We start from the raw sequence: 15,205 nt of genomic DNA, 5'->3' as shown, positions 1-15,205 counted from the left end.
TTTGCGGCTAAACATACCAGTTAGTTTTCAGCATACCGGGACCGAACAACAGAAAAAAAGGGAGCCCTGCCTGTAACAATGGCTTGCGTGCATTGGGCATCAAGAGAATAAAATAAAATTTAGTACATTGACTAAAGTTTGGGAAAGCCGGGATAAAAGCGCTCCGAAAGCGCCCACCGCACGCAAGCCCGGACGTTGGCGTGCATTTAAAGAGCATAGTTCAGCAATAGACGATCAGAGACCATTTCAGACTCTAAAGTTTGACCTTCCATTTGAAATCTTCTTAACATAGAGCGACCAACAGACACGAATAATTCTTCCTCAAACAGACCTTCGGGAATTGGCAAATCACATAAATAGTTGCCTGACTTTTTATTACCGTCTATACTCAAGGCGACACGAACACCTTTAGACTTAGCATAATCAATCGACTCTAATAGTTCTTCAAGCTTGAAAGCTTGCGCACCGTATAAGATACTCTGACTATGACTGTAAGGTGGGTCACAATAAATCAAATCACCGGGCTGAGCCATTTCAAATATTTCTTTGTAATCCACATTTAAGAAATCGACATTTTTCATTCTAATAGACCAATCGAAAACTCTCTTTCGAAATGTTTCAACAGGAATTGGAGTATGCGCACCACAAGGCGTACTCATATATCCGTCCGCTTTTCTAAACCTGACAATTCCACCATAACAAGAACGAGTTAAGTACAAAAAATCTGCCCCATTGTGTTGAGCATTAAAGGAAGCTAAAACACTCTCATAGACTTCTTTTTTATCCTCTGTTTCTAATCTATTTCTTCTTTCAGCATACCACTCGACCAACTCATTAGGATTATCTTTCAGTTTTTGCCAAATCTCAACCAGTGGTTTGAAAATATCTGAACCTACACCTGAATTAGGTGCAACAGTAGCCATTACAGCACCACTACCTAAAAAGGGCTCGTAGAATGTTCCAAAATCAACAGGAAAACACTTGGAAATTTCCCCAGCAAACTTTTGCTTGTTACCGACCCATTTTAATAATTGGCTTTTTGGCGGTGTGTAAGTGGCGAATTTTGAATCGAGAGATAACTGCATAGCTATAAAATTTTGACAAACCTAACTATAATTGTGCTAATATCCTAATTTGGGTTATCCTATTTTAGGATTTAATTTGGTCGCGTGAAAAAAAGTATACACAGCAAAGAATATCGGGTATTACTTGAAACCCTTTACAGCTTAAGAGTTGGCAACAACCTCTTACAATCACAATTAGCCGAAAAGCTTGGTGTACCTCAATCTTTCATTAGCAAAATTGAAAGTGGCGAGAGACGTGTTGACATTGTGGAACTTAAAGAGATTGTTGAATCAATGAATACCACTTTGCTTGACTTTATTAAAGAATATTTAAACAGATTAGATGCTACCAAATGACAAATACAAGAAACTCGATTTAGAGTTTTGGGCAAATATTAAGCTTTTAAACCAGCGACTTGGTTATGCTGAAAGAAAAACAAAAAAGAATCCAAATCCAGGATTTGTAATTCCAACAGTTGACCAAATCAAAAAGGTTTTCAAAGATGAAGACTTAAATAGCGAAAGATTAATTCAGAATAACCAACTGACTGAATTCGGCAAACTCGTTCAGGAGTATATGGAATATCGTGGTGGCGTTTTGACTAACAAAATAGAGCCTAACCTTATGAATAAGGATCAGGCTAAAACACTTTTTGAACAAAAAAGAGCAGAACTAAATCCGACTTGTCCCCTTCCCATGAATAAGCAAAAAGGAGAAAAAAGAGATTTTTCGTTCTTAACAGGTTTGGTCAATATGCTCGTGGAAGCAAATAAAGGAAATTTTGACTGTGATTATGACCCAAGAGAACTTACAGCATTAACAATTGAAAACTTTCCTGTAAGAACATTATCAAGACGTGTTGACGGTGCTTTCCCAAGTATAAAAGACCCTAAAGCAATTTGGGAAATAAAGGAATACTACTACACAACAACGTTTGGTAGCCGAGTTGCTGATGGTGTTTATGAAACCCAATTAGACGGTTGGGAACTTTGGGAAGCAAAGACTAATCTAAACAGGGTAGTCAAACACTATTTATTTGTTGACGACTATTTTACTTGGTGGACTTGTGGTCGCTCATACTTGTGTCGACTAATTGACTCTATGCATATGGGGTTAGTGACAGAAGTGATTTTCGGAAGAGAATTAGTTGAAAGAATCCCTGCTCTAGTTAAGGAATGGAAGGAATACGGAAATGGTCAAACTGAATTACCATTAGCTGCTGAACCAGAAAAATAAAGAAAAACGACACGCCAACATTGGCTATAGCTAATGCGGGCTAAAGTGCAGATATGAAAGCTATTACATTAAACAAACTAACTGCTAAGCGGAAAGTGAAGTATCTTGAAAACCCGCACTAGCCATAGCCGAGACCGTTGTATGCCATGCGAAAAAGAGCCACCGCACAAACAGCACATTTGGTTTTTGCCGACACAAAAGCCAACGCTGAAAAAACCAAAAGAGCCGTTTTTTGCCAACACTCGACTGAAAGAGAAACGAAAAAATAAAATGAATAAAGAAGTAAATGCTGAATAAAGAAAAGTTAGAAAACCTGACCAATGAAATTTGGAAAGGCGCCATTAAACTGAGAGGAAAGTTTAAGGCAAAAGATTACCCAACGGTGATTTTGCCTATGGTGATGATTCGTAGAATCGAATGTGTACTCATAAAAAAGCGAGAGGAAATTGCGGAAGAAATAAAAAAGCAAACACCAAACATTGATGAGGCGACACTTCAGAAAAGAGTAAAGATTCAAGAATCAACGCTTACCTTCTATAATAAAAGCAACTGGACTTTAAAAAGCATTCTGAAAGAAAGTGCTTCCCAAGTGGAAGCCAATTTTCGTGATTATCTCAATAGCTTTTCTGACAACATTGATGAAATCATTGACAAGTTTGAGTACCGCCAGACGGTAACCAAAATGGTCAAAGAAAAACGTCTTTCCAGCATTATTCAGTTTGCAGCCGAAGAGGATTTCAGCCCTGAACGCCTCTCGAATATCGAAATGGGTTATGTCTATGAAGAGCTTCTTCAACGCTTTTCACAAGATGACGCAAAAGATACCGGAGAGCATTTCACCCCAAGAGAGATCATCCGAATTATGGTGGACTTAATGGAAATTGACTTTGACCCCAAAACGGCCAAACAAGCCATTTCTATTTATGATCCTGCTTGCGGAACAGGCGGTATGCTTTCTGTGGCTAAAGAACACATTTTGGATAAAGCGGAGAATGAGGATCAAGCCAAAAACGTAGAAGATCTGATCTTGCTCAACGGGCAAGAGTTGTTGGCTCAAAACTATGCAGTGTGTAAAGCAGATATGATCCTTAAAGGTGAAGCCCATATCAACATCACCCATGGAAATTCATTGATTCCACACATTGAAAGTGTGGAAGATGATGGCGACCAACATGCTGGTGAGCATTTTGACTATATGTTATCCAATCCTCCTTTCGGAGTGGATTGGAGTCCTTACAAATCAGATGTAGAGCGTTTTAAAACTTCTCGCTTCCGCTGGGGAATGTCGCCAAGCAATGATGGTTCGCTACTTTTTTTGCTGACCATGATTGAAAAGATGAAACCTGTGGAGCAAGGCGGTTCTAAAATTGCCATCCTTTTCAACGGTTCGCCACTGAGTAATGGAGATGCAACCCAAGGGGAAAGCGAAATACGCAGACACATCATTGAAAGTGATTTGCTCGATACTATTGTGATGCTGCCCGATCAGATGTTTTACAACACAGGCATTTATACCTACATCTGGCTACTCAACAATAACAAACCAACTCACAAGAGAAACAAGGTACTCATCATCAATGCCCGTGAACAGTTTGAGAAAGAACCCAAATCGTTTGGTAACAAGAGAAACAGAATCACTGACGCTCATCGTCAATGGATTGATGAACGATTCAATGATTGGGCAGCAACCGAATACACCAAGGTATTTGATAATACTGATTTTGCTTTCCATAAGGTAGAAGTGATCTTTTGGCAGGAAGATGAAAACGGTGAACAGATGTGGATTACCGAACCTTTTGATGTACAGCTCAACAATGGCAATGCCAACAAACGTTTGGCGCTCTATGGTGATATGACCTTCTTCCTAGAAATTGCTTCACCCTTTGTAGAAGGAGAATCCATAAAACTGGAAGTGCCTTTTGATGGAAGTAAAGCCTTCGAAACTTTGGTGGCTGAAAAGTTGAAAAAACAAGTGCCACATCTAAAAGACAAAGCAGCCAAAGAAATCAAAGCCTGGTTTAAGGCCCAGGAAACAAATGCTACTTTTTACCACCGCCACTACATTGTGGACAACGAATACATACCTTTTGATAAAACTGCAACAGACAAAGATGCTTACATCAATGCTTGGTTGGCTAAAGAAATAGATTATGAAATTATCCGCTGGCAGGAATACGAACAATTGGGATATGAAATACTGCCCAATAAATATTTCTACAAATACCAGGAGCCTGAAAGTAGCGATGCACTGATAGAACAGTTCTGGAAACTGGAAGAAGAAGCGGAAACCTTGTTGAATGAAATCAAAGCATTGTAACGTGAGAAGTGAACTTCAAAACATAGGAAAGCAATGGGTTTCTAATCTCCCAAAACATTGGCAAGCAGATAGAATTAAAGACGTCTGTGAAAATGTTGTTGGAGGCGGTACTCCAAAGAGCAGTATTTCAGAATACTGGGATGAAGGCGAGATAGTTTGGATGTCACCAACAGATTTCTCTAAACAAAAAGGAGAACGATTAATCACAGATTCTGAGAAAAAAATCACTCAACTCGGTATGGAGAAATCATCAGCAACTTTGATTCCCGAGGGCACAATCGTAATGTCAAGTAGAGCATCAATTGGCGAACCAAAAATTGCTGGGAAGGAAATAACAACTAATCAAGGATTTATCTCATTTATCACAGGTCATAAAGTTGATAATCTATTTCTGTTCTATTGTATTGAAGGGCACCTTGGAGAATACTTTTCCAAAATAGCTTCTGGAACCACTTTTATGGAGATCAGCAGAAGAATGGCAAAGCAAGAACCAATCCCTCTCCCACCACTCCCCGAGCAAAAAGCCATAGCCGAATACCTGGACAAAGCCTGTGCCCGCATCGACCGCATTATTGCCATTAAAGAAGAGCAGTTGGGGAGGATTGAGGGGTACTTAAATAATAAAATCAGTCAATTTGTAACTCTAGGTTTAGACATGAATGATCCTGCTGTTGAAACCAATTGCTTGTGGATTCCAAAGATTAAAAAGGGGTGGGAAATTTTGCCTCTAAAAAGGTTATTAGCTGAAAAACTAAAATATGGAGCTAATGAATCTGCAGAAGATGAGAATAGTGAAGATCCAAGGTATATAAGAATTACCGACTTTGGGAATGATGGTAAATTAAAGGATGACACATTTAAATCACTACCACCGGAAATCGCAGAACCTTACTTATTGAATGATGGAGATGTTTTGTTTGCAAGAAGTGGTGCAACAGTGGGTAAAACATTCATTTTTAAAAACTACGCAGGTGCTGCATGTTTTGCTGGATACTTGATAAAAGCTAATACCCAACGATATAAACTGCTGCCAGAATTTCTGTATTATTTCACGAAATCAAAAGCCTACGAAGAGTGGAAAAATCTAATCTTCACGCAGGCTACAATTCAAAATATTGGTGCCGACAAATACCAATATTTACGAATGACCGCTCCTAAAATTGATGAGCAAGAACGAATCGTTAAAGCAATTGAATTCTTAAAAGAGAAAGTTGACTCTCTATCAGAAAAAATATTTGACCAAATCGACACACTGAAAGACTACCGAAAAAGCCTGATTCATGAATGTGTAACGGGCAAGAAGCAGGTTTATACAGGTAAAATAAAGAAAGAAAAAGAAGTACATGCCTAAATCAGTTTCCATATTGCTGGGAGCTGGCTTCTCTGCTCCTATGGGTTATCCAGTCGGTAACACGCTCAATCAACTATTGCTTGAATGTGATGATTCAAAATTTGGGTTTCATACCAGTGGCTCGCTAGTAGTTTCAACAGATGGTACCAAACCAGACTTTGGCTACAAAACCAGTTACGATTTTCAGTTTGACTTCTGCCGTGACCTGATCCAGCATTTCAATAAAGTCAGAGGCTACTTTGATTACGAGGAGTTCTATGATTTTTTCAACTATGAAGCGAAAGAAGATCCTGCAGTAGAAGCTTTGTTCAATTCAAAAAGCTACGGCTCTGAAACAGATGTAAGCCAAATGCTCTACGGTATCAAAAATATCTACACGCAATTGGTTAGTCAATTTTTAAAGGATAGAGAAGGTAATTCTTGGTATGATAATGCAGCGCACATGTGTGGTCCTATTTGGCCTGGCTATACAGGAATTCTTAACTGCCTACAAAACTGGGGCAAGGAAAACATTGTAAATGTCCATACTTTAAATCATGATTTATTCTTTGAACGCTTAAATATTTCTGATTGGCTTCAAGGTGAGCTCTGCGATGGTTTTGAAGAATTGGGTTCGCCCTATTTCGGAGATTTATCGGTAAAAAGTCGACATTACAAATGCAGACTGCAACAGTACACAGGGAATTACGACAAGAAATTTCGCCTTTATAAACTGCACGGAAGCAAAGACTATGGAGTTTATTATGCTCCACAAGGAGCAACATTAATTCCTGAAAAATATATCAAGACACGCTGGGGCGTTGGCTTTTCAGAACTATACAAGGAAGTTGAAAACGATCAGGGTGAATTATCTTATGTTAGATGCTGGATTAATTACCATGCAGATTTTCTAACCGGCACCACTTCTAAAATTGAGAGATATTCCGAACCCTTGCTTTTCAAGGAGTTATTTCAGCGATTTAGAGAGAACCTAAAAGAAGCTGATAAACTGGTTATTATTGGCTATGGCGGACGAGATTCAGAGGTCAACAAAATGATTTTGGAGAATTTTGATTTCAAGAATAAACCCAGTTTCATCATTGATCCATACCCAGGAGATGCTGTAAAATACTTGCAAAAGCAGTTAGGTGCAAAATTGTTGGAGGTGCAATTAGAAGATGTTTCACCAAAAGAATTCGAGACAACATGAAGCAGTCTTTATACAATAGCGAAAGACACACTGGTGAACAACCAATACGGGTTCTAAGAAACAATCTTGATAAGTGGTTTCAAGAAACCTATCCTAACTTCAAGGAAGATGTTTTAGATGAAGCAATAAACAAAATGGGGCTGCATAATGAGATTAATGTAGTCGACCGGCTTGAAAAAGTTCAGGTGCCAGCAGGAGTTGGGACATTCAAAATCATAACAGTTCAAGAAACCTACCTTTCTTACTTATGGGGTTTATGTTACTCCTTAATTTTCATCTATGACAAACAGATTCATCAACCTAAAATTGATGCGACTTACGTGATTACATCCGAATTATCCGATCAGATAAAGAAGGCTCATGACCTTTTTAACTACTCCCTTTCATTAATTGAAAAATATAATTCTTGGGACAAGGATGATTTACCCAATCCGGAGTTTTGCGCACCATCAGATGAATACATTTTCAAGGCAAATGGTGTTTACCTGCATGCAATAAACTATGTTTTATTACATGAATTGGGGCATGTTGCTTTAGGACATATTGATAAAGATATTGAAAATGAAGAAAAAGGCATTAAAACTAGTCCAGAAGACATTTTAAAAGGTGAATATGAGGCCGATGAATATTCAATTCACAAATCACTTCAAGGCGGTACTCACTTGACAAATGATCGGACCATTGCCGCAGGAATTGTTGCCGGTATATGTTCATTTATTTTTTTTGATTCTTCTATGAAGGGTGGAGATCATCCAGATCCAGATGAGCGTTTACAAAAAGCATTCGACTCCTTAAATCTTGAACCTGAGGACAATCTTTATGGAATAGCTTGTCTTGCACTTAAGTTATGGTCGTTGCAGTTCAAAATTGATTTAAAATGGCCGGAAATTGTCGATACATACAAAGAACTTTTCGATATAACTATGGAGAGACTTTCAGAACATAAAACAGAAAATGCCGAGCAATAAGGAAATATTATTTCAGGATCACATTTGTGCTTTTTTAGAAAATGAGCATGAATACAAGGCATTGTCAAAAGATGACTTTGATGATAAAGAGTATCACATCATTGAAAAAGATCTGATCGCATTTGTTACTTCAACTCAAGCTGATAAATACGCAGAGATTGAGGAGAACTATAAAACAGATACCAACAAGGAAATACTCAAAGCCCTGAAGGATGAATTGGCTAAGAAAAAACTATGGCTGATCATGCGCGATGGTTTGCTTGTAAAAGGAACCCAACTTGAATTATATAAGCCCAAGCCAAGATCTAACACCACCAAATCACAGGAAGAGAATTTCAAGAGAAATATTTTCGCATTCAAGAAAGAGTACCGTTACCACACGCTAACCGAAGAACGGATTGATTTGGTAATCTGGCTGAATGGTTTACCCATTATTGTCATCGAATTAAAGCATGAAGATGAAGGACAAAATTGTGAAGATGCCATTTACGAAAGCTTTTTACCTCGGGATTTATCCAACAATTTATTCAAGCTTCCATTCTTGTATGTCGCAAGTAGTAATACTGAAGTGAAAGTAGCCACCGACCCCAATTCGGAGAAGAATTTCAGGTGGTTTAATTCCCAACTTGTAAATAAGGCAGAAACCGAAGGTGAATATCCTGTTGAGCATTTATATCGACACGCCCTCTCTAAAGAGAGCATTGCCAAATATTTAGAACACTTTTTGGTTTTTGTGCCAGCAGAGGAAAAGATTACAGAAGATGGTGAAGTCATAAGCATACCTTCTTTTACCATTTTTCCCAGGTATCATCAATTAAGGGCAAGCAAGGGGGTTGCACAAGACGTTCAGCAATATGCAAACGAACACAAAACACTTGGCAAAAAGTATCTGATCAATCATTCTGCTGGCGCGGGTAAAACCTTAACCATTGCTTGGATGGCGGACATGTTGGATAGTCTCTACACAGAGGACAATCAAAAGGTTTTTGACAACATCATAATTCTAACTGATAGAATAAGCCTAGATAAAAACGTGAAAGATGATCTTGAACTATTCTCACATCTGGGCAAAAAGATAAACTTCAGCAAGCGTGCAGGAGACTTGGCTACGTTTTTAGATAAGGACAGAGATATTATTGTTTCAACGATTCATAAGTTCAGTCATATACAAGATAAGATTCAGGGAAGCGAAGAACTGAAAAACAGAAAAGTAGCTTTTCTCATCGATGAAGCCCATCGTTCGCAAGAAGGCAAAATGGCATTGACGCTGAGAAAGTTTTTCACTAAAGATGGTGAGGAATCTGAACAAGAAGAAGACGAACAGTCCGGTACTGATGAAATTACAGACAAACTCAAAAAACTGGATACATCAAATCAGGTTTTTGTAGCCTTTACCGCAACCACTACTCCTAAAACATTAGCCTTTTTTGGTGAACCGTTTGATGTCTATACCGAAGAAGAAGCCATCCAAGAAGGATATATCCTTGATGTTGCACAAAACATCATATCGTATGAAACACTCTACAATCTGAAGGTAAAGGAAACACTTCCTGAAAAGGATTTCCCAATTGGAATTGTAAGTAAGCTGCTAAAAAATATCGCCTACAATGATGACGGTATTATTCAGTATAAAAGCGAAGTGATTGTCAATCTATTTGAAGAAAAGGTAGCTAACACAATCAATGGGAGAGGAAAAGCTATGGTCGTTGCATCCTCACGCCCTGCAGGTCTAAAGTACTTTCAAAATCTAAAGACAATAATTGAAGAAAGGGAACTTCCATACAAAGTGCTTTTTGCTTTTAGTGACTATAACGACCCAATTACCAACGAAACCATTGAAGAAGTCAAGATAAATGCACTAGATACACAGCATTCGGGAAAGGTGATTGAAGAAGTATTTGACACAGAAGATTATCGAATCTTAGTCGTAGCAAATAAGTTTCAAACTGGTTTCGATCAACCTCTCCTATCTGCTATGTTTTTAGACAAGGTAGTAAACGGGGTTAATGCAATCCAGACCGTTTCAAGATTAAACAGAAAGCACCCTGAAAAGGAACAAGCAGATATACTGGTTGTAGACTTTACAAACAATTCCACAAACATATTCGAAGCGTTCAATAAGCATAGGAAAGGAACTCCATATAAGGAATCTGAACCAAAGAAGGAACTGCTTCAGCAGGTTTATGACTCAATTGATGAGCTTGAAGTGTTTAGTGAAGACGAAATCGAGACCTATACAAAAGCATACATAGAAGCCGAAACCGAAGCGAAAAAGAGTCAATCCACTGCTGATGCTTTGCTGAGCAATATCAATCAAGAGTTTAGGGAAATTTTTAAAAAGGCGCTTCCGAACATTGAAGATCAAAAAAACTACATCGGGTTACTGAGACGATATACAAAGCTTTATTACTTCATCGCTCAGTTTTATGCATTGGATTATCACTTACATGAGTTTATTGTATTTGCTGAGGCCATGGCAAACACACTGATTAAAAGAGGTAAGACCTCTGAGTTAACTCAACTTCTCAAAAATGTAGAGCTTAGTAAGGGTGCAGTTAAATATCATGGTCATAAAACCAACATGACCGTTGTAAAAGACCCTAAAAAGACAGGATTAAATCAAGGTAATGGAGGCAACACTCCGCCTAGAACGACTATTGAACAAGCACTAAAAGACATCGAGCAGAAATATCATATTCCAAAAGAGGAGGCAATTGTAATTAGGGAAATCTGCGAAGAAGTTTCTAATCATTATGAGATAAAGCAAAGGATTATTGACAATCGGGAAAATGATAGCTATCTGAAGACAACAGCTGAACCTAAAGTAAAAGGAGAAGTGAAGAACGGATACATAAAGCGAAATATGTGGGAGAAACTGGAAGATCCCATTTACATTGAAAGAGGCGGTATCATCAGCTTAATGGGGAAAGCAATTATTAGAAACGTATTAACGGGTACAGCATGATTCAAAAGTTTTATTAATGAAAAAAGAAGTCAAGCACCTCTATAGCAAAGCAGTAGATTCTTTGGTGTTGAGCATTGAATTGTTCAATAGACCGAATGATACTGCTCGTGTTCATGGTGTCTTGATTATGATGGATCATTCCTTTGAAATGTTGTTGAAAGCCTCCATTCTTCATAAGGGCGGTAAGATCAAAGAAAGAAGAGCCACGCAGACAATCGGTTTTGAATCTTGTGTTCGTAAAGCGTTTAGTGATGGTGAAATAAAATTTTTAACCGAAGATGAAGTATTGACATTGCAATCACTTAACGGTTTGAGAGATGCAGCACAGCATTACACGCTAGAAATTTCAGAACAGCATCTATACTTTCAAGCTCAATCAGGCTTGACATTATTTCGCGATATTGTAAAACGAGTATTTGATATTGACTTAAAAGAGGGATTACCTGTTCGCGTCCTGCCTTTAAGCACTACTCCACCCACTGATATTCAGGCATTCTTTTCTAATGAGATTGTAGAAATAAAAAAGCTGCTTGGCCCAAACAAAAGGAAAAATATTGAGGCCATCGAAAAGCTCAGAGCCTTGGCAATAATGGAAAACGCTGTTCAAGGAAATGACACCCAACCATCTGATGGAGAATTAAAGAAAATCCTTAAAACACTTGAGAAGGGAGGGAATTTTGGTCAGTTGTTTCCTGGGGTATCTACACTGAACTTCACAGCAAATGGATATGGCCCATCATTGGATTTGAGGATTTCAAGAAAAGAAGGTGTCCCTGTTCAAGTTGTGCCGGAAGGAACACCGGGTGCGCATGTTGTCGCACTCAAAAGAGTTAATGAGCTTGACTACTATAATCTTGGACGTGACCAACTAGCAAAAAAAGTCGGACTAACAGGACCAAAAACAAGTGCAGTCATTCATCATTTGAATTTAAAAGCAGACCCAGAAAGCTTTAAAAGGATTTCGGTTGGTAATGTACATCATGAAAGATATTCACAGAAAGCAATTGGGCAAATCAAAGCTGGAATAGCAGCAACTCCATTGGCTGAAATTTGGGAAAACTATAAAAACAGATAAATGAATTCAGCCGCACGCATCCATACACATTGGCAAGTCGCTCAAAGCAGCCGCACAAGCCAAAACTTGCCAAAGAGTATGGCTGCCCCAACGCTGACAGAAAAGAAAATGAAAAAGCACGGGCATACAACAATGGCTATACGTAATGCGGGCGAAAGTGCTGATATGAAAGCATTTACAATAAACAAACTTTTCGGTAGGCGGACAGTGAAGTGCCTTGAAATCCCGCACTACGCATAGCCGAGACCGTTGTGCGGCATACAAAGAAAGCCCACGCGCAAACAGGCACATTTGGTTTTTGCCGACCCGCAAAGCCAACGTTGAAAAACCAAAAGAGCCTGTTTTGTTGCCAACGCTCAGTCGGAAAAGATGAAATTTGAAACTGATAAAAAGAACTTAAAATAAATGGCAAAAAAGAACGGAAACGGAACAGAAGAACCGTTGGAAAAACAACTCTGGAAATCGGCTGACAAGCTGAGAAAAAACATTGATGCTGCGGAATACAAACACGTAGTACTCGGACTAATATTCCTAAAATACATCTCAGATGCGTTTGAAGAACTCTACGATAAACTAAAAGCAGGAGAGGGTGAATATGCAGGAGCAGACCCAGAAGACAAGGACGAATACAAAGCCGAGAATGTGTTCTTCGTGCCAGAGAAAGCCCGTTGGTCTTACCTACTCTCACAAGCCAAGCAACCCACAATTGGCAAATCTGTGGATGAAGCCATGGACTTCATTGAAAAGGAAAACGTTTCGCTTAAAGGTGTTTTACCTAAGGTGTACGCAAGACAAAATCTTGACCCTACAAGTTTGGGTGAACTCATAGACATGATTGGTAACATTGCCTTAGGTGATGCCAAAGCACGAAGTGCCGATGTACTTGGGCATGTGTTTGAATATTTCTTGGGTGAATTTGCCTTGGCAGAAGGTAAAAAGGGCGGACAGTTCTACACGCCAAGAAGCGTAGTTGAACTACTGGTAGAAATGCTCGAACCCTACAAAGGGAGGGTATTTGACCCTTGCTGTGGTTCTGGTGGAATGTTTGTACAGTCGGAGGAATTTGTCACAGAACACCAAGGGAAAATCAATGATATTTCCATTTACGGACAGGAAAGCAACCAAACCACTTGGCGACTGGCAAAAATGAATTTGGCCATTAGAGGCATTGACAGCTCACAGGTGAAATGGAACAACGAAGGCTCGTTTTTGAATGATGCCCACAAAGACCTGAAAGCGGACTACATCATTGCCAATCCACCGTTTAATGTAAGCGACTGGAGCGGTGATTTACTGCGTACCGATGGCCGTTGGAAGTACGGCACACCACCCACAGGCAATGCCAACTACGCTTGGATTCAACATTTCATGTACCATTTGGCACCGAGTGGGCAAGCGGGTTTTGTATTGGCTAAAGGCGCCTTGACTTCTAAAAGTGGCGGTGAAGGCGACATCAGAAAAGAACTGGTGGAAGCTGATTTGATTGACTGCATTGTAAACCTGCCTGCCAAGTTGTTTTTGAATACCCAAATTCCTGCTTCGCTGTGGTTTATGAGCCGTAACCGTAGCAATGGTAAATTCAGAAACCGAACTGGCGAAATTCTCTTTATTGATGCCCGCAACTTAGGGCATTTGATAAACCGAAGGACCAAAGTGCTTTCTCAGGAAGACATTGACCAAATTACCAGCACCTACCACAATTGGCGAAACACCGATGGTAACTATGAAGATATAAAAGGCTTCTGTGCTTCTACCACCAAAGAACGAGTAGCCGAACTGGACTATGTACTCACCCCAGGCCGCTATGTGGGCTTGGCAGAGGAAGAAGATGACTTTGACTTTGCCGAACGCTTTACCAGCCTGAAAGCCGAGTTTGAGGCCCAACTCAAAGAAGAAGCCGTACTCAACGAACGCATTGCCGCTAACCTTCAAAAAGTAAAAATTGATGAGTGAGTGGAAGGAACTAAAGTTGGGTGACCTGGGAACAGTGGTTACAGGTAAAACACCTTCTAAAAATAATCCTGAAGATTGGGGGAATGATACTCTGTTCATCACACCTTCTGACTATGGAAACTATCGGAAATGGGCAAATGATAGCATACGTAAATTATCTGCTGATGGCGCTGAAAGATTATCGAATAAAGTCTTACCAGTCGGTTCAATCTTAGTAACCTGCATAGGTTCAGATATGGGTAAGGTTGTAATGAATAGAAAAGATGCAATTACAAATCAACAAATCAATTCTATCATTCCTAACCCTGATGTTGTAAACTCTGATTTTGCATATTACCTACTTGTTGACTTATACGAAACCTTGAGAATTTACGGTGGTGACGGAACCGCAGTTCCAATAGTTAATAAAGGTGATTTTGAGAAGATAGACGCTCTAATTCCAGAAAAAGACGAACAAAATGCCATCGCCTCCGTCCTTTCCAGCTTAGACGACAAAATAGACCTGCTGCACCGCCAAAACCAAACCTTAGAGCAAATGGCGGAGACGCTGTTTCGGCAGTGGTTTGTGGAGGAAGCAAATGATGATTGGGAAGTAGTACAATTACAGGATATTGCAGAAGTGAAAAATGGTTTTGCTTTTAGTAGCAAGTCATATGTTGATTTTTCACCCGAGCATTTAGAAGTCTTAAAAATGGGGCATATCGAAAGAGGTGGTGGCTTGCGGACAGACCCCAAAAGAGATTATGCACCAAGAGAAGAACGACTTGAAAGATATATTCTAGACAAAGGAGACATTGTAATGGCAATGACTGACATGAAAGATAATGTTGTCATTTTAGGTGTTCCAGCTATGATTGATGAAAGTGACAGATATGTGCTTAATCAACGTGTAGCAAGAATCTACTTAAAAAATAGAGACAGCTTAATTAATGAGTATCTGCTTTATGTGCAACTTAAAGACCCAGATTTTATTGCTGAATTACAGAGCCAATGCTATTAAGTTAAGAAAAAAATGGCCTCTTGAGACAAAATAAGCCGATTTTCCTTATGAAAACCGGCCTACTTTAGGTAAATTATGTTGTCTTA

Annotated in this window: 11 protein-coding genes; 10 read left to right on the top strand and 1 reads right to left on the bottom strand. The window is 39.2% G+C overall.

Going from position 1 to position 15,205, the window contains the following annotated elements:
* Window positions 1-206 precede the first annotated feature (206 nt).
* Complete coding sequence (locus tag GCU44_RS22460) at window positions 207-1,085, bottom strand: DNA adenine methylase (RefSeq protein ID WP_154859639.1); 879 nt, start codon at window positions 1,083-1,085, stop codon at window positions 207-209.
* 84 nt (window positions 1,086-1,169) lie between these two features.
* On the opposite strand from GCU44_RS22460, the gene GCU44_RS22455 reads away from it, so the two are divergent.
* The 10 genes from GCU44_RS22455 (at window position 1,170) to GCU44_RS22410 (ending at window position 15,119) form a co-directional block, all read left to right on the top strand.
* Window positions 1,170-1,421, top strand: a complete 252-nt coding sequence (locus GCU44_RS22455) for a helix-turn-helix domain-containing protein (protein WP_154859638.1) — start codon at window positions 1,170-1,172, stop codon at window positions 1,419-1,421.
* Complete coding sequence (locus GCU44_RS22450) at window positions 1,408-2,301, top strand: DUF7687 domain-containing protein (protein WP_174238287.1); 894 nt, start codon at window positions 1,408-1,410, stop codon at window positions 2,299-2,301. Before GCU44_RS22455 ends, GCU44_RS22450 begins: the two co-directional genes overlap by 14 nt.
* 286 nt (window positions 2,302-2,587) lie before the next feature.
* Window positions 2,588-4,618, top strand: coding sequence for a type I restriction-modification system subunit M (locus GCU44_RS22445; protein ID WP_154859637.1), 2,031 nt, complete (start codon window positions 2,588-2,590; stop codon window positions 4,616-4,618).
* Window positions 4,599-5,969: a restriction endonuclease subunit S gene (locus tag GCU44_RS22440; RefSeq protein WP_154859636.1), complete on the top strand. Its 1,371-nt coding sequence runs from the start codon at window positions 4,599-4,601 to the stop codon at window positions 5,967-5,969. The genes GCU44_RS22445 and GCU44_RS22440 overlap by 20 nt, the downstream gene beginning before the upstream one ends.
* Window positions 5,962-7,158 (top strand): hypothetical protein, encoded by a 1,197-nt coding sequence (locus GCU44_RS22435; protein WP_154859635.1) that lies wholly within the window; start codon window positions 5,962-5,964, stop codon window positions 7,156-7,158. The genes GCU44_RS22440 and GCU44_RS22435 overlap by 8 nt, the downstream gene beginning before the upstream one ends.
* Entirely contained in the window at window positions 7,155-8,126 is a 972-nt protein-coding gene (locus GCU44_RS22430; protein WP_154859634.1) for a phage exclusion protein Lit family protein, read from the top strand. The genes GCU44_RS22435 and GCU44_RS22430 overlap by 4 nt, the downstream gene beginning before the upstream one ends.
* Window positions 8,113-11,091 carry a DEAD/DEAH box helicase family protein gene (locus tag GCU44_RS22425; protein WP_154859633.1) on the top strand — a complete coding sequence of 993 codons (2,979 nt, stop codon included), beginning with the start codon at window positions 8,113-8,115 and terminating at the stop codon, window positions 11,089-11,091. The genes GCU44_RS22430 and GCU44_RS22425 overlap by 14 nt, the downstream gene beginning before the upstream one ends.
* A gap of 16 nt (window positions 11,092-11,107) precedes the next feature.
* Window positions 11,108-12,166, top strand: a complete 1,059-nt coding sequence (locus tag GCU44_RS22420) for a DUF3644 domain-containing protein (RefSeq protein WP_154859632.1) — start codon at window positions 11,108-11,110, stop codon at window positions 12,164-12,166.
* Between the two features lie 405 nt (window positions 12,167-12,571).
* Window positions 12,572-14,119, top strand: coding sequence for a type I restriction-modification system subunit M (locus GCU44_RS22415; RefSeq protein ID WP_154859631.1), 1,548 nt, complete (start codon window positions 12,572-12,574; stop codon window positions 14,117-14,119).
* A complete protein-coding gene (locus GCU44_RS22410; RefSeq protein WP_154859630.1) occupies window positions 14,112-15,119 on the top strand; it encodes a restriction endonuclease subunit S in 1,008 nt (335 codons plus the stop codon). Before GCU44_RS22415 ends, GCU44_RS22410 begins: the two co-directional genes overlap by 8 nt.
* Window positions 15,120-15,205 lie beyond the last annotated feature (86 nt).

This window comes from Cyclobacterium xiamenense (genome assembly GCF_009467825.1).
In the GTDB taxonomy this organism is placed as follows: domain Bacteria; phylum Bacteroidota; class Bacteroidia; order Cytophagales; family Cyclobacteriaceae; genus Cyclobacterium; species Cyclobacterium xiamenense.
The sequence above is the reverse complement of the archived record's forward strand: the minus strand, read 5'-3'. Positions and strand labels throughout refer to the sequence as shown.